The organism is Kineococcus rubinsiae (assembly GCF_011839805.1).
Lineage (GTDB): Bacteria > Actinomycetota > Actinomycetes > Actinomycetales > Kineococcaceae > Kineococcus > Kineococcus rubinsiae.
In genome coordinates, this window is the sequence record NZ_VWPY01000003.1 from 156,402 (window position 1) to 177,298 (window position 20,897).

General features: G+C 74.4%; 19 protein-coding genes. 11 read left to right on the forward strand and 8 right to left on the reverse strand.

Annotated features, from left to right (window positions below; translation table 11 throughout):
* The first annotated feature begins 161 nt into the window (after window positions 1–161).
* Entirely contained in the window at window positions 162–2,714 is a 2,553-nt protein-coding gene (gene dnaB, locus F1544_RS03720; RefSeq protein WP_167582287.1) for a replicative DNA helicase, read from the forward strand.
* A 59-nt stretch (window positions 2,715–2,773) separates the two neighbouring features.
* On the opposite strand, the gene F1544_RS03725 is transcribed toward dnaB, so the two are convergent.
* The 3 genes from F1544_RS03725 to F1544_RS03735 form a co-directional block, all read right to left on the reverse strand.
* A complete protein-coding gene (locus F1544_RS03725; RefSeq protein ID WP_167582221.1) occupies window positions 2,774–2,995 on the reverse strand; it encodes a hypothetical protein in 222 nt (73 codons plus the stop codon).
* Window positions 2,996–3,061: 66 nt separating this feature from the next.
* Window positions 3,062–4,243, reverse strand: a complete 1,182-nt coding sequence (locus tag F1544_RS03730) for a winged helix DNA-binding domain-containing protein (RefSeq protein WP_167582222.1) — start codon at window positions 4,241–4,243, stop codon at window positions 3,062–3,064.
* A gap of 46 nt (window positions 4,244–4,289) precedes the next feature.
* Complete coding sequence (locus F1544_RS03735; protein ID WP_167582223.1) at window positions 4,290–5,042, reverse strand: sulfite exporter TauE/SafE family protein; 753 nt, start codon at window positions 5,040–5,042, stop codon at window positions 4,290–4,292.
* An 82-nt stretch (window positions 5,043–5,124) separates the two neighbouring features.
* On the opposite strand from F1544_RS03735, the gene F1544_RS03740 reads away from it, so the two are divergent.
* Genes F1544_RS03740 through F1544_RS03750 form a run of 3 tightly spaced genes read left to right on the forward strand, consistent with a single transcriptional unit; the run spans window position 5,125 to window position 8,202 of the window.
* Window positions 5,125–6,561, forward strand: a complete 1,437-nt coding sequence (locus F1544_RS03740; RefSeq protein WP_308469861.1) for a DNA polymerase IV — start codon at window positions 5,125–5,127, stop codon at window positions 6,559–6,561.
* Complete coding sequence (locus tag F1544_RS26095; protein WP_167582224.1) at window positions 6,558–7,451, forward strand: DNA-3-methyladenine glycosylase family protein; 894 nt, start codon at window positions 6,558–6,560, stop codon at window positions 7,449–7,451. Before F1544_RS03740 ends, F1544_RS26095 begins: the two co-directional genes overlap by 4 nt.
* 16 nt (window positions 7,452–7,467) lie before the next feature.
* A complete protein-coding gene (locus F1544_RS03750; protein WP_167582225.1) occupies window positions 7,468–8,202 on the forward strand; it encodes an SDR family oxidoreductase in 735 nt (244 codons plus the stop codon).
* Between the two features lie 39 nt (window positions 8,203–8,241).
* On the opposite strand, the gene F1544_RS03755 is transcribed toward F1544_RS03750, so the two are convergent.
* A complete protein-coding gene (locus F1544_RS03755) occupies window positions 8,242–8,412 on the reverse strand; it encodes a CsbD family protein (RefSeq protein WP_167582227.1) in 171 nt (56 codons plus the stop codon).
* Window positions 8,413–8,493: 81 nt separating this feature from the next.
* Window positions 8,494–9,420 (reverse strand): LysR family transcriptional regulator, encoded by a 927-nt coding sequence (locus F1544_RS03760; RefSeq protein WP_208971236.1) that lies wholly within the window; start codon window positions 9,418–9,420, stop codon window positions 8,494–8,496.
* 73 nt (window positions 9,421–9,493) lie between these two features.
* Here F1544_RS03760 and F1544_RS03765 point away from each other — a divergent pair, with 73 nt between their 5' ends.
* The 5 genes from F1544_RS03765 (at window position 9,494) to F1544_RS03785 (ending at window position 15,473) form a co-directional block, all read left to right on the forward strand.
* A complete protein-coding gene (locus F1544_RS03765; RefSeq protein ID WP_208971237.1) occupies window positions 9,494–10,729 on the forward strand; it encodes an MFS transporter in 1,236 nt (411 codons plus the stop codon).
* Window positions 10,726–11,574, forward strand: coding sequence for an NAD-dependent protein deacetylase (locus tag F1544_RS03770; RefSeq protein WP_167582232.1), 849 nt, complete (start codon window positions 10,726–10,728; stop codon window positions 11,572–11,574). Before F1544_RS03765 ends, F1544_RS03770 begins: the two co-directional genes overlap by 4 nt.
* Window positions 11,575–11,982: 408 nt before the next feature.
* Window positions 11,983–12,861: a bacteriorhodopsin-like gene (locus F1544_RS03775; protein ID WP_167582234.1), complete on the forward strand. Its 879-nt coding sequence runs from the start codon at window positions 11,983–11,985 to the stop codon at window positions 12,859–12,861.
* 11 nt (window positions 12,862–12,872) lie between these two features.
* Window positions 12,873–13,907, forward strand: a complete 1,035-nt coding sequence (locus F1544_RS03780) for a Brp/Blh family beta-carotene 15,15'-dioxygenase (protein WP_167582236.1) — start codon at window positions 12,873–12,875, stop codon at window positions 13,905–13,907.
* 69 nt (window positions 13,908–13,976) lie between these two features.
* Window positions 13,977–15,473, forward strand: a complete 1,497-nt coding sequence (locus F1544_RS03785; protein ID WP_167582238.1) for an FGGY-family carbohydrate kinase — start codon at window positions 13,977–13,979, stop codon at window positions 15,471–15,473.
* 58 nt (window positions 15,474–15,531) lie between these two features.
* On the opposite strand, the gene F1544_RS03790 is transcribed toward F1544_RS03785, so the two are convergent.
* The 3 genes from F1544_RS03790 to F1544_RS03800 all read right to left on the reverse strand — a co-directional run bounded on the left by F1544_RS03790 (window position 15,532) and on the right by F1544_RS03800 (window position 18,086).
* On the reverse strand, window positions 15,532–16,653 hold the full coding sequence (locus F1544_RS03790) for an XRE family transcriptional regulator (protein WP_167582241.1): 1,122 nt from the start codon (window positions 16,651–16,653) through the stop codon (window positions 15,532–15,534).
* A gap of 44 nt (window positions 16,654–16,697) precedes the next feature.
* Window positions 16,698–17,504, reverse strand: a complete 807-nt coding sequence (locus F1544_RS03795) for a hypothetical protein (RefSeq protein ID WP_167582243.1) — start codon at window positions 17,502–17,504, stop codon at window positions 16,698–16,700.
* A gap of 132 nt (window positions 17,505–17,636) precedes the next feature.
* Window positions 17,637–18,086, reverse strand: coding sequence for a YybH family protein (locus tag F1544_RS03800; protein ID WP_167582245.1), 450 nt, complete (start codon window positions 18,084–18,086; stop codon window positions 17,637–17,639).
* A gap of 160 nt (window positions 18,087–18,246) precedes the next feature.
* On the opposite strand from F1544_RS03800, the gene F1544_RS03805 reads away from it, so the two are divergent.
* Together F1544_RS03805 and F1544_RS03810 are read left to right on the forward strand one after the other, a co-directional pair.
* Window positions 18,247–19,713, forward strand: a complete 1,467-nt coding sequence (locus F1544_RS03805) for a purine-cytosine permease family protein (protein WP_167582247.1) — start codon at window positions 18,247–18,249, stop codon at window positions 19,711–19,713.
* Complete coding sequence (locus tag F1544_RS03810) at window positions 19,710–20,816, forward strand: alcohol dehydrogenase catalytic domain-containing protein (RefSeq protein ID WP_167582249.1); 1,107 nt, start codon at window positions 19,710–19,712, stop codon at window positions 20,814–20,816. The genes F1544_RS03805 and F1544_RS03810 overlap by 4 nt, the downstream gene beginning before the upstream one ends.
* Window positions 20,817–20,897 lie beyond the last annotated feature (81 nt).

A 20,897-nucleotide genomic window follows, 5' to 3' on the forward strand; every position in this document is an offset into this window, starting at 1 on the left:
CGTCGAGACGTTCGGCGGACACCTGCAGGAGAGAGAGGCGCTGCGTGACGACCGACCAGGACTTGCCCACCCAGTGGGACGGATTCGAGGACGAACCCCGTCGCGGCGGCCGGGGCGGCAGCGACCGCGGCCCCTCCGTCGGCAGCGAGCCGTACGAGCGGATGCCCCCGCAGGACATCGCCGCGGAGCAGGGCGTGCTCGGCGGGATGATGCTCTCCAAGGACGCCATCGCCGACGTCGTCGAGGCGCTGAAGGGCGTGGACTTCTACCGCCCCGCCCACGAGCTGATCTACGAGGCGATCCTCGACCTGTACGGCCGCGGCGAGCCGGCCGACCCGGTCACGGTGTCGGCGGAGCTGACCAACCGCGGTGAGCTGTCCCGCGTCGGCGGCACCCCGTACCTGCACGACCTGATCTCCACCGTCCCCACCGCCGCGAACGCCGGCTACTACGCCGTCATCGTCCGCGAGCGCGCCGTCCTGCGCCGCCTCGTGGAGGCTGGCACCCGGATCGTGCAGATGGGCTACGGCACCGACGGCGGCGACGTCGAGACCATCGTCAACGCCGCCCAGGCCGCCGTGTACGCCGTGACGGAGAAGCGGGTCCGCGAGGACTACGCGCCGCTGGGCGAGATCATCGAGGGCGCGATCGACGAGATCGAGGCCTCCGCGCACCGCGGCGAGGGCATGGTCGGCGTCCCCACGGGCTTCGCGGATCTCGACGGCCTGACCAACGGCCTGCACCCCGGTCAGATGATCGTGATCGCGGCTCGACCGGCAGTCGGGAAGGCGCTCGCCCTCGACACGCCGCTACCGACGCCCACCGGCTGGACGACGATGGGTGCCGTCCAGGTCGGCGACGAGCTCATCGCGGCCGACGGCCGACCCACCCGCGTCGTCGCGGCGACCGAGGTGATGCTCGACCGGCCCTGCTACGAGGTGCACTTCTCCGACGGCAGCGTCGTCGTGGCCGACGCGCAGCACCAGTGGCTGACGAGCAGCCGCGCGTCGCGGAAGTCGGCCAACGCGGCCGCGACGGGTTCGGGTGGCACGCGGACCCAGCGGACGTTCCCCGCGGTGCGCACCACCGAGGAGATCGCCGCGACGGTCCGCTGCGGCGGCCCCGCCGAGCAGCGCCTCAACCACGCCGTGGCCCTGACGGCGCCGCTGGAGCTGCCGGAGGTGGCCGACCTGCTGGTCCCGCCGTACGTCCTCGGTGCCTGGCTGGGTGACGGCACCAGCGCGTCCGCGCAGTTCACGACGGCCGACCCGGAGATCGTGGTCCACCTCGAGGCGGAGGGGCTGCACGTGGTGCCCCGGGGCGGGTACTCCTACTCGCTGCAGCTGCCGGTCCCCGTGGTCGCGCGCAAGGACTGCGTCGTGTGCGGCGAGGAGTTCGTCCCGCACACCTCCCAGGTGAAGACGTGCGGGCGCAGCTGCGGCGGGCGCGCCAAGGGCATCGGCGGGCCGAGCGTGCCGCCGCGCTGCCCCGACTGCGACCGCCCCTCCTCGGGGTTCGTGCTCTGCCAGGCGTGCCGCGACCACCACGGGACCGTGCAGGCCCGGCTGCGGACCCTCGGCGTCCTCGGCGACAAGCACATCCCCACGACGTACCTGCGGGCCTCCGTCGACCAGCGTCGTCAGCTGCTCGCCGGCCTGCTCGACACCGACGGGACGGTCGCCCCGAGCGGCACCGTGCAGTTCGCGGTGACGTCGCGGCGGCTGGCCGACGACGTCCGCGAGCTCCTGCACAGCCTCGGCTACCGCACGGGCTGGAGCGAGAAGGCCGTGCGGGGCCGGTCGCCGGAGTCCAGCACGGCGTTCACGATCACGTTCAGCACGGACGACGACGTCTTCCGGCTGGAGCGCAAGCGCCTCGTCCACAAGGACCGGCGCCAGCGCACGTTCCAGCGCCGGGACTCGCGGTTCATCACCGAGGTGCGGCGGGTCGAGCCCGTGCCGGTGCGGTGCGTGGAGGTCGACAACGCGGAGCACCTCTACCTCGCAGGGCCGTCCATGGTCCCGACGCACAACTCGACCCTCGGGCTCGACATCGCCCGGGCCTGCTCGATCAAACACGGTCTGGCGTCGGTCATCTTCTCGCTGGAGATGGGCCGCAACGAGATCTCGATGCGCCTGCTGTCCGCCGAGGCGCGCATCCCGCTGCAGAACATGCGCAAGGGCACGATGCGCGAGGACGACTGGACCAAGCTCGCCCGCACCATGGGCGCGCTGGCCGACGCGCCGCTGTACATCGACGACTCGCCCAACATGTCGCTCATGGAGATCCGGTCGAAGTGCCGGCGCCTGAAGCAGAAGGCCGACCTCAAGCTCGTCATCGTCGACTACCTGCAGCTCATGTCCTCCGGGAAGAAGGTCGAGAGCCGCCAGCAGGAGGTCGCCGAGTTCTCCCGGGCCCTGAAGCTGCTCGCCAAGGAGCTCGAGGTCCCCGTCATCGCGCTCTCGCAGCTGAACCGCGGGCCGGAGCAGCGCACCGACAAGAAGCCGATGATCAGCGACCTGCGCGAAAGTGGATCTATCGAGCAGGACGCGGACATGGTCATCCTGCTGCACCGGGAAGACATGTACGAGAAGGAGTCTCCCCGCGCGGGGGAGGCGGACTTCATCGTCGCCAAGCACCGCAACGGCCCGACGGACACCATCACCGTCGCGTTCCAGGGGCACTACTCGCGCTTCGTGGACATGGCCACCTGACGAGCACCACCTGACGGAGGCGCCCCGCGTCGGCCACCGTGCGGCGGCCGGGGCGGTCGTCAGAGGACGGCGCGGCGGGCGGCGCCCAGGGCCGACCAGTGGCGGAAGCGGCGGGCGTCGCCGACGGGCGCCACGGTGCCGTCGGCGGGCGCGGGCTCCGGCGCGGTGAGCGCGGCGGCGGCCGGCTCCTCGACCTTGGGCGTGGCGGGGCGCGTGGCGACGTACGCCTGCGCGGCCATCACGGACGCGATGCTGAGGGTGGAGCTGCCGAAGCCGGCCATGGGAGTCGTCCTCTCGACGGAGCGGGCTCGTCCCGCGACATGAGGGATCGGTCCCGCGGCGGCCGGCTAGAGCGGCGCGGCTTGAGATCCCCCGGTCGGAGGAGCCGGGGCCTGGGCCGATCGGGGGGCCCGCGGGGCGGCCGCTGCGGGGGCGGGGCCCTCGTCGAGGAACCCGTCCGGCAGCGTCTGCGCCCGCCGCCGGACACCCGCGGTGACCGCCGCGCCGAACGCGGTGAAGGGGGTGGCGGCGACCGTCCCCCGTTCGCGCACCCAGGTGCCGACCACCTGACCCGCCGTGACCACGGTGCCGCGGAAGATGCCGTTGCCGCCCGGGCAGACCGCGTCGACGTGCTCCGGGGCGAGGACGTGCGAGCGGTCGCCGTAGCCCAGGAGGAACTCGTCGAAGCCGGGCAGCAGGTGCACGGCGCGCAGCGCACGGCGGGACGCGGCGAGCGCCGCGGTGGCCGAGGGGTGCACGAGGTGCTCGACCCCGTCGACGTCGACCGCCTCGACCTCGGGGCGCAGCGCGGCGAAGGCGCGGCGGGCCGCGGTCAGCGGCAGCTTCGTCCAGGTCGCGAAGTCGGCGGCCGTCGCGGGGCCGTGGCCCGCGACGTAGCGCCGCGCCCACTCCGTCAGCGCCTCCTCGCCCGTCAGCCGGCGCCCGGTGGGCACCCACTCCTGGAGCAGGACGACGAGCTGCTCGCGGCCGCGGGGCGGGCCGAGGACGAGCGTCCCGGTCAGGGCGAGGTGCTGCAGGAGGTTCGGCGCCCGCTGGCCCGTCACGTCGAGGCCCGCCGCCGTCCACGCCGCGTGCAGGTCGGCGCGGCGCGCGGCGCGGCCGCCGGTCAGCAGGCCCACGGCGACCTCGCGGGCGCGCTCGACGAACGCCTCGTCCAGGCCGAGCTGGCGCCGCCGCGTCGCGGTGGCCGTCACCGTGCGCCCGGCGGTCAGCCCCAGCACCCAGCCGACGTCCTCGGCGGCGAGCAGGTGCAGGGTGCCGCGCATCGGCCACGTCCGCACCACCGTCCCCGCCGCGAGCGCCGCGGCGACCCCGGAGACGTCCGCCGCGCCGCAGCGCAGGGCGACGGCGGTCGCGCCGGCGCGGAGGTCCTGGGCCTGCACCGCGCCGAGGTGGCGCACGACGTCCGCGGCGCCTCCCGGCGGGGCGTGCACGCGCTGGGCGGCGAGGCGCACGAGGCCGACCTCGCTGCGCGGGAGGCGGGTCGCGGTGGCGCTCGCTGCGGTCACGCCCCCAGGGTGCCCCCGCCCGCCGACACGGGGGGAGGGCGCGCGCTCAGCGGACGAGGTTGAGGCTGGAGACGGTCACCGCACCCAGGACGAGGTTCTCGAACCGCTTGGCGTCGAGCTTCCCGATCACCCAGCGCCCCAGCAGGGCGCCGACGACCACCGCGGGCAGGAGCCGCAGGTCCAGCCACAGCGAGTCCACGCTGACGAGCCCGAGCCCGATGCTGAACGGGAGCTTGAACAGGTTGACGATGAAGAAGAACCAGGCGCCCGTGCCGAGGAAGGCCATGACGGGCAGGGCCATCGTGAACAGGTAGATCGCCATCGGCGCCCCGCCCGCGTTGGCGACCATCGTGGTGAACCCGGCGAGGAACCCGAACCCCCCGGCCAGCAGCAGGCGGCGGGTGCGCGAGGCGGGCAGCGCCTCCCCGCTGCGCCGCAGCCGCCGCTGGCGCAGCACGTGGATCACCACGAGCGCCAGCAGGACGATGCCGATGGAGCGCCGCATGACGGTGTCGTCGACGACCGAGACGAACCCGGCGCCGACGAGCACGCCGACGGCCACCGACGGGAACAGCCGCACGAGCAGACCCCAGTCGGCGTGGCGGCGGTAGGCCGCGATCGCGAAGACGTCACCGACGAGCAGCAGCGGCAGGATGACGCCGGTCGACTCGCGGGCCGGCAGCACCGCGGCGAAGACGGCGACGGCGATGAGCCCGGCCCCGCCGATCGCGGTCTTGGAGAACCCGACGACGAGGGCGGCGATCGCGAGGGCGATGAAACCCCCCGTGCTCACGTCCACGAGGGACCTCCGGACGGGGCGGTGGTGGGGCGGGGTCGGGGCGGTAGCACTCGCGCAACGGTAGGGCGCGCAGAATCGTGGGGTGCACCACCCCGACCCGACGCGCCCCGGCGTGCTGCACCTGGACCTCGACGCGTTCTTCGCCGCGGTCGAGCAGCGGGACAAGCCGTCGCTGCGGGGCCGGCCCGTCGTGGTCGGGGGCACGGGCTGGCGGGGCGTGGTCGCGACGGCCTCCTACGAGGCGCGGGTGTTCGGGATCGGTTCCGCGATGCCCACCCAGCAGGCGCGGCGGCTGTGCCCGAACGCCGCCTACCTCGCGGGCCGCTTCGACGCCTACCGCGTGGTGTCGGAGCGGGTGATGGAACTGGCCCGGGAGCTCTCGCCGCTGGTGGAGCCGATGTCGCTGGACGAGGCGTACGTGGACCTCTCGGTCGAGCACCCGGCGATCGACGTCGCCGAGGTCACCGCGATCGCCGAGGGGTTCCGGGAGCGGGTCCTCGCCGCGACGGGCCTGACGATCTCGGTGGGCGTCGGGGCCAGCAAGCTCGTCGCGAAGATCGCCTCCGACCTGCGCAAGCCCGACGCCCTGGTCGTCGTGCCGCCGGGCGAGCAGGCGGAGGTGCTGGGACCGCTGGCGATCCGGACGCTGCCGGGGGTGGGGGCCGTGACGGCGGACCGCCTCACCCGCAGCGGGATCCGCACGATCGGCGACCTCGCGGTGGCCGACGAGGCGGAACTCGTCCGCACCTTCGGCAAGGCGCACGGCAGCGGCCTGCTGGCCTTCGCGCGCGGCATCGACCCGCGCCCGGTGGTCTCGGAGCGGGAGGCGAAGTCGGTCTCGGCGGAGGAGACGTTCGCGACCGACCTCACCGACCCCCGCGACCTCGCCGAGCGCGCGCGCCGGATGGCCGACCGGGTCGCGGCGCGCCTCGCGGCGTCCGGCGTCTCCGGGCGCACCGTGACGATCAAGGTGCGGCGCTACGACTTCACGACCCTGAACCGCTCCCGCACCCTGACGCGGGCGACGTCCTCGGCCGCCGAGATCACGGCCCGGGCCGCGGAGCTCCTCGCGGGCATCGACGTCGCCGACGGCGTGCGGCTGCTCGGCGTCGGGGTGTCCGGGCTGACGGAGTTCTCCCAGACCGACCTGCTCGCCGACCTCCTCGCCGACGAGGCCGCCGCCGAGGAGCAGACCGCCGCGGGCGACGCCGACGAGGCCGCCACGGAGGAGACCCCCGTCGCGAGCGAGCAGCCCTACGGCCCGCCGGCCGCGGCGGCGGGCTGGCGCCCCGGGCAGGACGTCGTGCACGCCGAGCACGGGCCCGGCTGGGTGCAGGGGTCCGGCGTCGGGCGCGTCACCGTGCGCTTCGAGGGCCCGCACACCCCGGTGGGCCGGATCCGGACCTTCGCCGACGACGACCCCGACCTCGAGCCCGGCCCGCCGCCGGTGTTCCAGCCCGCGCCCACGGCCTCCCAACTCGAGGTCCCCACCCACGCCGTCCAGGAGGCCGCCGAGTGACCGACCTCGCCGCCCGCACGCCCGTGAACGCGGAGCCGCTGCGCCGCTGGCTGGCCGCCCACGCCCTGCCCGGCGCCGAGCGGTACGACCCGGCCACGGGCGTGCACACGCGCGTCGTCCCCGCACCCGACGGTCCCGTCGTCGTGAGCGTCGACCTGGGCCCGGACGCGCGGGCGCGGACCGTGCGCGTGCTGACGGCCGGCGCGAGCGGGGGAGGGGACCCCTCCGCGGCCGTGCTGGCCACCGTGGGGCGCTGGCTCGACCTCGACGCGGACACCGACGCGGTGGAGGACGCCCTGGCGGCGTCGCCGCGGCTCGCGCCGCTGGTCGCGGCCCGGCCGGGGCTGCGGGTGCCGCGCACGGTCGACGGCGCGGAGACCGCGCTGCTCACCGTCCTCGGGCAGCAGGTGTCGCTCGCGGCGGCCCGCACCTTCGGCGGCCGGCTCGTCGCCGCGTTCGGCCGGCCCGTCGCGGACGGCCTGACCGCCTTCCCGCGGCCCGCCGTCCTGGCCGCCGCGGGGCCGGACGCCCTGCGCGCCACCACGGGCGTGACGGGGGCGCGCGCCCTCGCGCTGCACACCCTGGCCGCCGCGCTCGCGGACGGCCTGGACCTGGACGCGGCCGCGCTCGCCGCGGCCGCGGGGGACCCGGACGCCGCGCGGCGCGCCCACCGGGACTTGCTCGCGCTGCGGGGGATCGGCCCGTGGACCGCCGACTACGTCGCCCTGCGGGTGCTCGGGGACTCCGACGCCTTCCTCGGCTCCGACCTGGTCCTGCGGCGCGCGCTGGGCGGGATCGCGGCGCGCGAGGCGACCGCGTCCGCCGAGCCGTGGCGGCCGTGGCGGGGGTACGCGCTGCTGCACCTGTGGACGGACGCGGTCTTCGCCTGAGCGCTACCGTGCGTGCGTGGACGGAACCGTGGTGGTGACGGGTGGCAGCCGGGGCATCGGCGCGGCCGTGGTGCAGGCGCTCGCGGCCCGGGGGATCCCCGTGTGCTTCAGCTACGCCTCGCGCCGCGAGGCCGCCGACGTGGTCGCGGCCTCGGCCGAGGACCTCGGGACCCGGGTCAAGGCCGTGCAGGCCGACGTCTCCGTCGAGGCCGACGTGCGCCGCCTGTTCGCCGAGGCCGACGAGATGGGCCCGCTGGGCGGGCTGGTGAACAACGCGGGCATCAACGCCCCGCAGTCCTCCGTCGTCGACCTGGACGCCGACCGGATCCGGCGCATCCTCGACGTCAACGTGGTGGGGGCGTTCCTCTGCGCGGCGGAGGCGGTGCGCCGGATGACGACGCGGGGCGGCGGGACGATCGTCAACGTCTCCTCGCGCGCGGCGGTGCTCGGCAGCCCCGGGGAGTACGTGGACTACGCGGCATCGAAGGCGGCCGTCGACGTCCTCACCGTGGGCCTGGCCAAGGAGGTCGCGGCCGACGGGATCCGCGTCGCGGGCGTGCGCCCGGGGCTCATCCGCACCGACATCCACGCCAGCGCCGGCGAACCCGGCCGTGTGGAGCGCCTGCAGCGCACCGTGCCGATGGGCCGCGGGGGCGAGGCGGCGGAGGTCGCCGAGGCCGTGGTCTGGCTCATGTCCGACGCCGCGTCCTACGTCACGGGGGCGACGCTCGACGTCAGCGGCGGACGCTGACCCCCGGCGCCCCGCGCGGGGGCACCGGAGGACGGGACGTCAGCGCAGCGCGTCCTTGACGTTCTCGCCGGCCTGCTTGAGCGAGCCCTTGGCCTGGTCGCCCTGGCCCTCGGCCTTCAGCTGCTCGTCGCCCGTGGCGTCGCCGACCTTCTCCTTGCCCTGGCCGGTGACCTTCTCGGCCGCGTTCTTGATCTTGTCGTCGAGACCCATGTCGTCCTCCTCGTCGGTGGTGGGGGACGTCCGCGTCCCCCACCGGTGACCATGGCACGGCGGGGCGTTCCCAGCGACCGGTCAGGTGGCGCCGGGAGCCCCGCCACCGAGCGGGTCCGGGTGGCGCAGCACGCTGTCGCGGAAGGCGACCGCGGCGCGGGGCAGGTCCCCCTCGCGCCAGACCAGGCCCAGCGTGCGCGACGTCGTCGGCCCGTCGATCGGGCGGTCCACGACGCCCCGCGCCCCCTCGGCGGCGGGCAGCACCGCCACGCCCAGCCCCGCGGCGACGAGGCCGCGCACGGTGTCGGCGTCCTGCCCCTCGAAGGCGATGCGCGGCACGATCCCCGCCTCGGCGAACATGCGGTCCACGGTGCTGCGCAGGCCGTAGCCCGGCTCGAAGACGACGAACTCCTCCGCCGCGACGTCGGCCAGCCGCAGCCGGGGGCGGCCGGCGAGCCGGTGCCCCGTCGGCAGGGCCAGGACGAGCGGCTGCTCCAGCAGGGCCCGCACCGCCAGGCCGGGGCGCTGCGGCAGCGGGGAGGTCAGCACCAGGTCCACGGCCCCCGTCTCCAGCTCGGCGAGCAGCGCGCCCGCGGCCCCCTGGCGCAGCGAGAACCGGGCCCCCGGGCTCTGCTCGCGGAACGCCCGCACCAGGGCGGGCACGGCGCTCGCGCCCAGGGTGTGCAGGAACCCGAGGGCGACGCGCCCGGTGCGGGGGTCGTCGTCCTCCCGCACGCGCCGCACCCCGCGCTCGACCTCGGCGAGCGCCCGGACCGCGGCGGCGGCGAGCACCTCCCCGGCCGCGGTCAGCCGCACCCCGCGCCCGGCGGGGACGACGAGCGGGACGCCGACCGCCTCACCCACCCGGCCCAGCGCCCGGCTCACCGTGGGCTGGCCCAGGCCCAGCGCCTGCGCGGCCCGGGTCACGTGCCCGTGCTCGGCGACCGCCGCGAACACCCGCAGGGGGCCGGCGAGCTCGCGCAGCACGGCGTCCAGGTCCTCCTCCACCCCGCCATCCTGCATCAGTCCGGGCCCTCCGATGCATTGGACGCATCGGTGGCGGGTGCCTAGCGTCGAGCGGGTGACCGAGCTGCGCACGACGCCCTGGACGGGGCACCCGCTGGGCAGCTCCGGCTACCGCCGCGTCGTCGTCGCGCTGTTCGCGGCCGGGGTCGCGACGTTCGCGCAGCTGTACTCGGTGCAGGCCGTGCTGCCGGCGCTGGCCGGCGACCTGGCGGTCGACCCCTCCCGCGCCGCGCTCGGCGTCTCGGTCGCGACGGGCGCGCTGGCCGTCGGCGTCGTGGGCTGGAGCGCGCTGGCCGACCGCGTCGGGCGGGTGCCCGCGATGGTCGCCTCCGTCGTCGCGGCCAGCGTCCTCGGGCTCGCCGTGCCCCTCGCGCCGGGCCTCGGCGGCCTGCTCCTGCTGCGCGCGCTGCAGGGCGCGGCCCTCGGCGGGCTGCCCGCCGTCGCGATGGCCTACCTGGCCGAGGAGGTCCGCTCGTCGCAGGTGGCGCAGGCGGCCGCCGCCTACGTCGCGGGCACCACCATCGGGGGGCTGTCCGGGCGGGTCGTGTCCAGCGCCGTCGCCGACCTCACGTCGTGGCGCTGGGGCGTGGGGGCCGTGGCCGCGCTCGGCGTCGCCGCCACCGTCGTGTTCTGCGTCCTCGTGCCGCGCGCGCGGGGGTTCGCGGGCCGCCGCCGCGCCCCCGGGGAGGCGAACCTGGTGCGGCGCCTGTCCGCCGCCCTCGCCGACCCCGGCCTGCTCGTGCTCTACGCGCAGGGGCTGCTGCTCATGGGCGCCTTCGTGACCGTCTACAACTACCTCGGGTTCCGGCTGCTGGCCGCGCCCTTCTCCCTGTCGCAGACCGTCGTGGGCCTGCTGTTCGTCACCTACCTCGCGGGCACGGCCAGCTCGACGCTGGCGGGGCGGCTGGCCGGGCGGTCCTCCCGCCTGCGGGTGCTCGTCGGCTCGGGCGCCGTCTTCGCCGTCGGCTGCCTGCTCACGCTGGCCGCGTCGCTGCCCGTCGTGGTCGCCGGGCTGGTCCTGCTCACGGCGGGGTTCTTCGCCGCCCACGCCACCGCGAGCGGCTGGACGGGTGCGCGGGCCCGCCCCGAGGTGCGGGCGCAGGCGTCGGCGCTCTACACGTTCGGCTACTACCTGGGTTCCAGCGTGCTCGGGTGGCTGGGCGGCGCCTTCTACGGGGCCGCGGGGTGGGGGGCGGTCGTCGCCTTCGTCACGGCGCTCGCGGCGGTCGCGGTGCTGCTGGCGGGGCTGGTGCTGCGGCGCGCGCGCCCGGCGGGCAGCATGGCCGCGTGAGCGACGACGAGAGGCTCGCCGACCTCGTCGGCGACGGAGCGGTCGCCGTGCTCGTCGGGGCCGGCCTGTCCACCGACTCGGGCATCCCCGACTACCGGGGTCCCGGCGGGTCCCTGTCCCGCCACACCCCGATGACCTACCAGGAGTTCACGGGCTCCGCGGAGGCCCGGCGCCGCTACTGGGGCCGCAGCCACGTCGGCTGGGAGCACTTCCGCCGGGCGCAGCCGAACTCCGGCCACCGCGCCGTCGCGGCCCTGGACGCGGCGGGCCTGCTGCGCGGCACCATCACCCAGAACGTCGACGGCCTCGACGTCGCGGCGGGGACCCGCTCGGTCGTGGAGCTGCACGGCAACCTCGACCGGGTCGTCTGCCTGCACTGCGCCGAGGTCACCGCGCGGGCCGAGCTCGCCCTCCGCCTCGCCGCGGCGAACCCGGAGTTCGACGCGCGGCGCCGGGAGTTCACGGCCGTGAACCCCGACGGCGACGCGGACCTCAGCGACGCGCAGCTCGAGGGTTTCCGCACCGTGGTCTGCCGCCGCTGCGGCGAGGACGCGCTGAAGGCCGACGTGGTGTTCTTCGGCGAGACCGTGCCGAAGGACCGCGTCGAGAGCTCGTTCGCGATCGTCGACGGCGCCCGTTCGCTGCTCGTCCTCGGGTCCTCCCTGAAGGTCATGTCGGGCTACCGGTTCGTGCTGCACGCGGCGAAGCTCGGCCTGCCCGTGGCCATCGTCAACGCGGGCCCGACCCGCGGCGACGAGAAGGCGGACCTGCGCCTGGACGCGCCCCTGGGCGAGGTGCTGCCCCGCCTGGCCCGCGCCTGCGCGACGGGGCGCGAGCGGGCCTGAGGGTTCCCCGGCGGCGACCGCCGGGGGGAGTTCCGCGAGCGGCCGGGCGCACCTCAGCCGGCGTGATGCAGGTCACCCCCGGACAGCGATCACAGGGTCACGACCTGAGCGCATGATGTGAGCACTCAGGACGTCCTGAGAGTTCCCCCGCTCATCCGATCGCGTCCCGCGCCGCGCTGCACCGTCGCAGCCCCCGCGAGCGCACACGGCCGTCGCGCACGGCCCCTCGTCGTCGAGAAGCGCCTGTCCCGCACCACGTCACGCCCGTCCAGCGGCACCCCCGCACCTCCGGCGGTGCCGCACGCCCGCTCGTCCCGCTGCCGGGCCCGTCCCGGCGGCACCACCGTCGCGGCACCGCCGCCGCGGTGCCCCGTCACGTCCCGGTCACTCCCGCACGGAGGACGATCCATGCTCCCGGCCCAGGCTGTCCCCGCATCGCTCACCGCCTCGCAGTACGCCACGGTCTACAACGTCCTGTCCCTCGCTCTGGCGAGCCTGCTGTTCACCGCGATCTACCTGCTGTTCTCCCGCAGCCGCGTCGCCCCCCGCTACCGCAACGCGGTCGTCGTCTCGGCGATCGTCTGCAGCATCGCGGCGTACCACTACTTCCGGATCTTCGAGAACTTCCGCGACAGCTTCCCGCCCGGCGCGACGGCGACCGCTGCGCACGCTCTCGGGAACATCGAGTTCAACGAGGGCTACCGCTACGTCGACTGGCTGCTCACCGTCCCGCTGCTGCTGGTGGAGACGGTCGCCGTGATGGCGCTGGCGAAGGTCGAGCAGAGCCGGCTGCTCTACAAGCTGGTGCCCGCGTCCGCGCTGATGATCATCCTCGGCTACCCCGGGGAGATCACCGTGGAGGTCGTGCCGCGCGCCCTGTGGGGTGCGGCCTCGACGGTGCCGTTCGTCTACCTGCTGTACGTGCTGTTCGTGGAGCTGTCCCGCTCGATCGTGCGCCAGCCCGTCGAGGTGCAGCACACCATCAAGATGCTGCGCATCATGCTGGTGGGCCTCTGGGGCATCTACCCGATCGCCTACCTGTTCCCGATCCTCGGCCTCGTGGGTTCCGACGCCTTCGTGTCCAAGCAGGTGGGCTACTCCGTGGCCGACATCCTCGCCAAGGCCGCCTACGGGTTGATCATCTTCAAGATCGCCCGGGTCAAGAGCGGGCTGGAGGACGCGGTGTACGCCGACGACCACGGCACGGAACCCGGGGACGAGCACCGCGGGAACCGGAACGGCCGGCCGGCGGCCGACGGCCCCCGGCCCGTCGTGGTCGCGGACTGACGTCGCCCGCCGTGGCGCTCCTGCTGCGGCCCACCCCGGTCGGGCGCCCTCACGGCGCCCGGCCGGGGCGGGGGGCCGCCCTCGTCTCGACCGCGTCGACGGGTGCGCTCGCCGTCCTGCTGCTCTGGCACCTGGCGTCCCCGGCCTCGCTCGCCGCCGCCGCGCCCGCGCTGGCCGTCGCCGGTCTCCTGCTGGGGCTGCCGCACGGGGCGGTCGACCACCTCGTGCCGTTCTGGAGCACGGGCGAACCCGTCACCCTGCGCCGCCTCGTGGGGGTCCTGACCTCCTACCTCGCGGTCGCCGGGCTCGCCGCCGCGGCCCTCCTGCTCGCCCCCGGCCCGGCCTTCGTCGTGTTCCTCGTCGTCTCCGCCCTGCACTTCGGGCGGGGCGAGGTCGTCGTCGCGGCGGCCCGCGCGGGACGCCCCGCCCCGCGGCTGCTGGAGGACCTCCCCCTCGCGCTGGCCCACGGCGCGACGGTGGTCGGCCTGCTCTTCGCGCTGGGCAGCCGGGAGGCCGCCGCCGTCCTGCGCCAGCTCGCCCCGGCCGTGGCGGACCCGTCGCCCGCGCTGCGCCTCGGTGTCGTGGCCGCGACGGGCGTGCTCGTGCTGCTGGCCGCCGCGGACCTCGCGCGGCGCGGCCGGTGGCGGGAGCTGACCGAGCTCGCCGTCCTCGTCGCGTGCTTCGCCGTGGTGCCGCCGGCGGCGGCCTTCGGCGTCTACTTCGGCCTCTGGCACGCCATGCGCCACACGTGGCGCATGGTCGAGCTCGCCGCCGCCCCGGGCCCGTCGGGGACCGGACCGGTGAGGGGGCCGGGGCGCGCGCTGCTGCGCTACGCCCTGCACGCGGCCGCGCCCACCGCGGTCGCCCTCGCGGCGCTGCTCGCCATCGCCGCCACCCGCGAGTCGTCCCTGCTCGCGACCGAGATCGCCGTCCTGCTCGCGCTGACGTTCCCGCACGTCCAGACCGTCGCGGTCCTCGACGCGGCCCGCGCCCGGGGTGCCCGCGGCCCGGCGGTCGCGGAGGTGCCCGTCCACGGGAGGGGGTGAGCGCCCCCGCCCGGACCCCGCCGCCGCGGGTGGCAGGATGCGCGGCGAGGCGGAGCGCGAGGAGGCGTGGTGGACCTGGTCCTGGGCGTGGACATCGGCACCGGCAGCAGCAAGGGCGTGCTCGCGACGCTGGACGGGCGGGTGGTCGCGCGCGAGTCGCGCCCGCACCGCACCGACAACCCCCGGCCGGGGCACGTCGAGCACGACGCCGACGCGATCTGGTGGGCGGACTTCGCCGCGATCGCGCGGGTGCTGACCGACCGCGCCCGCGAGGACGGCGACGACGTCGTCGCCGTGTGCACGAGCGGCGTCGGCCCGACCGTCCTGCTGGCCGACGACGCCGGCCGGCCGCTGCACCCGGCCATCCTCTACGGCGTCGACACCCGCGCCCTCGCCGAGGCCGCGGAGCTGCAGGAGCGCTACGGCGCCGAGGACCTGCTGCGCCGCTGCGGGTCGCAGATGTCCTCGCAGGCCGCCGGCGCGAAGGTCGAGTGGCTGCGCCGCCACCGGCCCGAGGAGTTCTCCCGCGCCCGCTACCTCTTCATGTGCAACTCCTACCTCGTGTTCCGCCTCACGGGGGAGTACGTGCTGGACCACCACTCCGCGAGCCAGGCGACCCCGCTGTACGACCGGCACGCCGCGGAGTGGATCCCCGAGCGCTGCGAGGAGATCGCCGCGGGGATCCCCATGCCGCGGCTCGTGTGGCCCTCCGACGAGGTGGGTCGCGTCAGCGCCGCGGCCGCGGAGGCGACGGGCCTGCCGCCCGGGATCCCGGTCGCCGCGGGGACGATCGACGCGTGGGCGGAGGCGGAGAGCGTCGACGTCGGGCGCCCCGGCGACCTCATGGTCATGTACGGCTCGACGATGTTCCTCGTCGCCGTCACCGACGGCCCGCGCACCAGCCCGGCCCTGTGGGGGACGGCCGGTGCGCGGCCGGGGCAGAGCACCCTCGCGGCGGGCATGGCCAGCTCGGGCAGCGCGACCGAGTGGTGGCGCGAGACCGTCGGCTCACCGCCCGTCGCCGACCTCGTCGCCGAGGCCGCCGCGGCGCCCGCGGGCGCGCACGGCCTGCTCGCGCTCCCCTACTTCGCGGGGGAGCGGACGCCCTTCGCCGACGCCGACGCGCGCGGCGCCGTGCTGGGGCTCACGCTGCGCACCACGCGCGGCGACGTCCAGCGCGCGCTGCTCGAGGCGACCGCGTTCGGCGTGCGGCACAACGTCGACGCCCTGGAGGACGCGGGCGTCGAGGTGCGCCGGGTCGTCGGCGTCGGGGGCGGCACGGGGTCGCGGTTGTGGCCGCAGATCGTCACCGACGTGACGGGCCGCCCGCAGGAGCTGCCCGCCGAGCGCATCGGCGCCTCCCTGGGCGACGCGAAGTTCGCGGCCGTCGCGCTCGGCGCCGTCGCGGTGGACGCGACCTGGAACTCCGTCGAGGTCGTCACGGAACCCGGCCCCGACGCCGGGGTCTACGCGAGCCTGTACCCGGCGTACCGCCGGCTGCACGAGGCCACGGCCGACCTGCAGCACCAGCTGTCGGCGCTCGAGCGCTCGAGCGACCGGGGCTGACGGCCGGCCAGGCCTCAAAACCTCACAAGACTAGAGACTGCTAGACACACTTTGCCTATCAAGGATGAGGGGCGGTGAGCAGCGAGACCGTTCCGGTGGCGGTCGAGGGGGCGTCGCCGTCTTGGTCCACTGCGGACATGAGAGGCGTTCGCGATGTCACCAGCCAGAAAAGCTCAAGTGGTACCCGAGCCTCTCCTGCGATACGTAGCCCAGCGACACCCTCCGACTCCAAAAGCTCGACAGCACGAGAGAGCAGCGAGGGTTGCTCCACGGTCATGCTGGCGCCCGGCTCACGCCGCCGCCAGCCGCGAGCTGACACAGTCGCCATGGCGTTCCGATAAGTCACATCGCTCATGACGTTAAGCTGCCGCGCCCGGAAGAGCAGCGCTTGAAGACTGACCCCCCAAGTCTCCTTCAATCGACCTAGCAGTCTCCAGTCCGCCCTCGTCGGTAGTAGATCCACGATCTGCTCGGCTGGCATCAACAGTTCAGCTGCGAAACGGTGAGCTTGCTCCTCGATAACTCTTCCGCCCGGCTCGGAATCGGCGTGCATCACTAGATGTCCGAGCTCGTGAGCAACATCGAACCGCTGTCGGTAATAGTCGTCCTTTACCGGATTGAGCAGTACCACGGGCCGGTGAGAATTGTCGAAAGAGTAGGCATCAACCGAGGAGGTCTGTGCAGCCGAGAACAGTACAAGGATCCCGTGATGCTCCATCAGTCGAATCGTATGAGAGAGAGGGCCCGAGGTAATGCCCCACAGCTCGCGGAGTTCACGCGCTGCATGTTGAGCATCGTCAAGTGAGCTGTCCAGGCTCACGTTCAGTCGAGGTACGTCCACGGCAGGCAGCTCGACGTGCCGCTCAAGTGTTGCGGCGACGCTGACCGCCAACTGTCCAAGGGCGTACGCCTGGTCGCGAGCGACCTGAGTAGTCGACCGAAGGGACCGGAAATGTGGACTGCCATGCGATGACGCGAAACGAGGCAAGCCGGCCATGAAGAATTCTGGCTCGACTCCCAAAGCAAGGCACAGCTGTGCGACAGTCCCACCCGACGGCCTCTTCGTCCCATTCTCGTAGGAAGCGATGGCGGTTGGCGTCTTGCCGATGGCCTCAGCCAACGCATTCTTGCGCAGGCCCGCGAGGTGGCGAGCAAGCGTCAGTCGTTCGCCGTCGAACATGCGTGCGGCATCGCCAACTCGGTCGGGCGACGCAGACCTCTGGATCACTGGTCGCTGTCGCCGCCGCTCGCACTCATGTTGCGCCTGCGCAGACGAATAGGGGCGTCCGGCAGGTCAGGCCCACCCGATCCACTGGGGTTCGACCCAGTGCTGCCGACGCGACCTCGGCCGCCCGGCTGCCAGTCGTCGACGAGGTCCTTCATCCAGTACCACGGTTCAGTGCCGCCGGGATTCAGCCGAGGCCGACCGAGAGGGAGCTGTACGCCTCCGTTGAACGGATCGAGAGCATGCCCTAGGACCAGTGTCGTGCTGGGCACGGCGGTCAACTGCGACAGGCTGGCGAACACGTCCGTCAGCTCGGCGATGCCCAGTTGCTCGTCGTCGAACGCCAGCTGGTCCGGGTTCCGCTGTGCTGCCACGCGCTGCTTGGTCAAACTCTTCCTAGTCCATTGAATGCGGTGGGCCTCACCGTGGCGGAAGGAGGCAAGCAGCCATCGCCACTCCCCGAAGCGCCACCCCGGCGAGCCGTTGAGGTCCTCCCTGACAACTAAGTCAGACGCCAGCTGCGGCATGGCGCGCAGATCCTCCTGGCTCAGCCCGGCTCCGACCACGTCGAGGCCAGCCGCTGACTCGTCGACTGACGGAGCGGCGTACTTGCCGCACGAAAAGACCCGATCCATGCGGTCCTTCATAAGCTTGTGGTGGGAGTACCCCAGCCAACCCTGATCGTGACCGGTCTCAGCGTCGTAGTCGCTGAGGACCCGGTTGGCGCTAGACGCAGCCGCCCAGCGCAGCCCCTCGAGGACGAGAGACTCGCCGAGGTCATGCAGTGCGTCATCCTGCTCGCTCATGGCGCAGACACTACCCGGAATCAGTAAACGGTGCAAGGAACTGAACCCAAAGGCGTGCTCAGCGTGTCGTTGTGAACCCCGCCCTTGACCTGTGTCGGGCCTACTGTCCCCGGATCGGGTCCTTGACCCCCGTCAGGCGTCCGCCCCGGCGGCGGGGTGCTCCGAGAGGTGCTCGTGGACGGCGAGCCAGCGGCCCTCGCGCCGGGTGAAGACGATGGACTCCCGCTCGTCGGTGGAGGAGACGACCCCGCCGGCGCGGGTGGTGGTCGCGACCCGGTGCACGAGCACCGCGGAACCCCCCTCCTCCTGCCAGTGCTGCTCGCTGCTCGTGCAGGCCAGGACCGTGAAGCCGTCCTCGGCCACCCAGCGCGCCCACAGCGCGCGGTAGGCCGCGACCGAGGTCAGGACCTCCGCCGTGCTGTGGAAGACGAACGTCGCATCGGGAGCGAAGCTCGCGAAGTAGGCGTCGAGGTCGCCCGTGGCGAAGGCGGCGACGAGGCGCTCGGCTGCGGCGGCCAGCTCGATGTCGGAGGGGGCGGTGTCGGAGGGGGTGGTGCGCGGTGCTGCCGGCGGCGGCGTCATGGGGGTCCTCCCGGTCGGGGAGCGCGCCACGCTACGGCAGACGTGCCGGGTTGTTAACTGTCGGTTTCGGGCGATAAACCGGGGTTGACCGCGTGTTCGGGCTGCGGGAGCGTGGGACCGCGCGGCAGCGCGTGACGTCACCCGACACGAGGGAGTGAGCATGACGCCCGTCAGCCCGTCCTCCGGTGGGCCGGCCCCGGCCCCGGCCCCGCGGACCCCGCTGGTCGAGGCCCGGTCCCTGGACTGGGTCCCCACCTCCGAGCGCCACGGCAGGGTGGGCCTGCAGGGGCCGTTCTGGTTCATGGGCAACTTCCAGCCGTTCACGCTGGCCATCGGGCTGGTCGGGCCGAGCGTCGGCCTCTCCCTGGGCTGGACGGCCGTGGCGGGCATCGCCGGGATCCTCTTCGGCACCCTGTTCATGGCGTTCCACGCCACGCAGGGCGCCCGGCTCGGGCTGCCGCAGATGGTGCAGTCGCGCGCGCAGTTCGGCTACAGCGGCGTGCTCGTCCCGCTCGTCGGCTCCCTCGTCACGTTCGTCGCGTTCAACATCGTCGACACCGTCATCATCGGCTCGGGCCTGCAGGGCCTGTTCGGGTGGAGCCCGGTGCTGGTGGGGATCGTCATCAGCGTCATCGCCACGGCGCTGGCGATCTTCGGCCACGACTGGCTGCACCTCGCCTTCAAGGTGCTGTTCTGGATCTCGCTGCCGTTCTGGCTGGTGCTGACGATCGGCGTGCTCGCGGGCGCCGCGGGGGGGACCGCGCCCGCGGACCCCGGCGGGTTCTCCGGCACGGGGTTCGTCATCATGTTCACCGTCGCGGCGAGCTACAACATCACCTACGCGCCCTACGTGTCGGACTACTCCCGCTACCTGCCGGAGGACACCGCCCCCGCGAAGATCATCGGCTCGGTGTTCTGGGGTGCGGCCGCCTCGCCGGCCTGGCTGATCCCGCTCGGCGCCTGGTTCGCCACGAACCTCGGGGCGACCGACGCGCTCGTCGGCCTGCACGACGCCGGCAACGAGGTCGTCCCCGCGTTCGGCAGCATCCTCACGCTGCTCGCCGTCCTGGCGCTGGTGGCCACCATGGGCCTGAACGCCTACAGCGGCATGCTCTCCCTGGTCACCGCGGTCGACTCCGTGCGCCCGGTGCCGCGGACGCGCTCCGTGCGCGTCGTCGCGATCCTCGTGCTCGCGGTCGTGTGGACCGTCGTGGCGATCGGCCTGAGCGACGCCAGCGCGGCCGTGAACAACGCCCTGCTCATCATGCTGTACCTGCTCGCGCCGTGGACGGCGGTGAACCTCGTCGACTACTTCTTCGTGCGCCGCAGCCACTACGCGATCGCCGACCTGTTCACGCCCGACGGCATCTACGGGCGCTGGGGGCGGCGGGGGCTCGTCGCCTACGGCGTCGGGATCGTCGCGGAACTCCCGTTCATCCACGTCGCCGACGTGTTCTCCGGGCCGGTGGCCGACGCGCTCGGCGGCGTGGACGTCGCCGTCGTCGTGGGGCTCGTCGTGCCGGGGGTCGTCTACCTGCTGCTCTCGCGCAGCCTCGACCCGCGGCAGGAGCAGGCCGCCATCACCCGCAGCGAGGACACCCTCGCCGACCTCGGAGGCGGGGCGTGAGCGTCGTGCGCGCCGCCGTCCTGGAACCCGGGGCCGCCGGCGTCGTCGTGCGCGAGGTCCGCACCCCGGACGCGCTCGCCCCGGGCCAGGTCCGGGTCGCCGTCCGGGCCAGCGGGGTCTGCCACTCCGACCTGCACGTCGTCGACGGGGACTGGCCGGCGGAGGAACCCCTCGTCCTCGGCCACGAGGGCGCCGGGGTGGTCACCGAGACCGGCGCGGGGGTCCTCGACCTCGAGGTCGGCGACCACGTCGTGCTGTCCTGGTTCGCCCCGTGCCGGCGCTGCGCCGACTGCGCCCAGGGCCGGCCGTGGACGTGCTCGCGGACCCGGTCGCTGGAGAACCGCCTGCCCGACGGGTCGGTGCCGTCCACGGACCTCGACGCGAACCCCGTGGCCCCGTTCCTCGGCCTCGGGGCGTTCGCCTCCGAGGTCGTCGTGGGGGAGTCGGCCGTCGTGCGGGTCCCCCGCGAGGTCCCCTTCGAGGTCGCCGCGCTCATCGGGTGCTCCGTCGCCACCGGGGTCGGCGCGGTCGTGAACACCGCGGGGGTGCGCGCCGGTCAGTCGGCCGTCGTCGTGGGCTGCGGCGGGGTCGGCCTCGCCGCCGTCATGGGCCTGCACCTCGTCGGGGCGGGACCGGTCATCGCCGTCGACCTCTCCGACGAGCGCCTCGCCACCGCGGGGCGCTTCGGCGCCCAGCACCTCGTGCGCGGCGACGTCGAGGACCTGCCCGCGGCCGTCCGCGAGCTCACCGGCCGCGGCGCCGAGTTCGCCTTCGAGTGCATCGGCCGCGCCTCCACCATCGAGGGCCTGCCCGACCTCGTCGCCCCCGGCGGCGCCGCCGTCCTCGTGGGGATGACGGCCTACGACACGACCGTGCGGCTGCGGCCCTTCGACCTCGCCGACGCGGGCAAGCGGATCCTCGGCTGCAACTACGGCTCCTCGATCGCCCAGGTCGACTTCCCCCGCCTCGCCCGGGCCCACCTCGCCGGCGCCCTGCCGCTCGGCGACCTCGTCGGGCGCACCGTCGCCCTCGACGAGATCGGCTCGGCGCTGGACGACCTGCGGGCCGCCCGCGGCCTGCGCACCGTCGTCGTCCACGACTGACCCCGCGCGGGCCGGCCGACCCGGGACGTTCAGGACCGGCGGGTGGCGGTCGATGGTGGAGGTGGGTCCACCAGCGGCCCT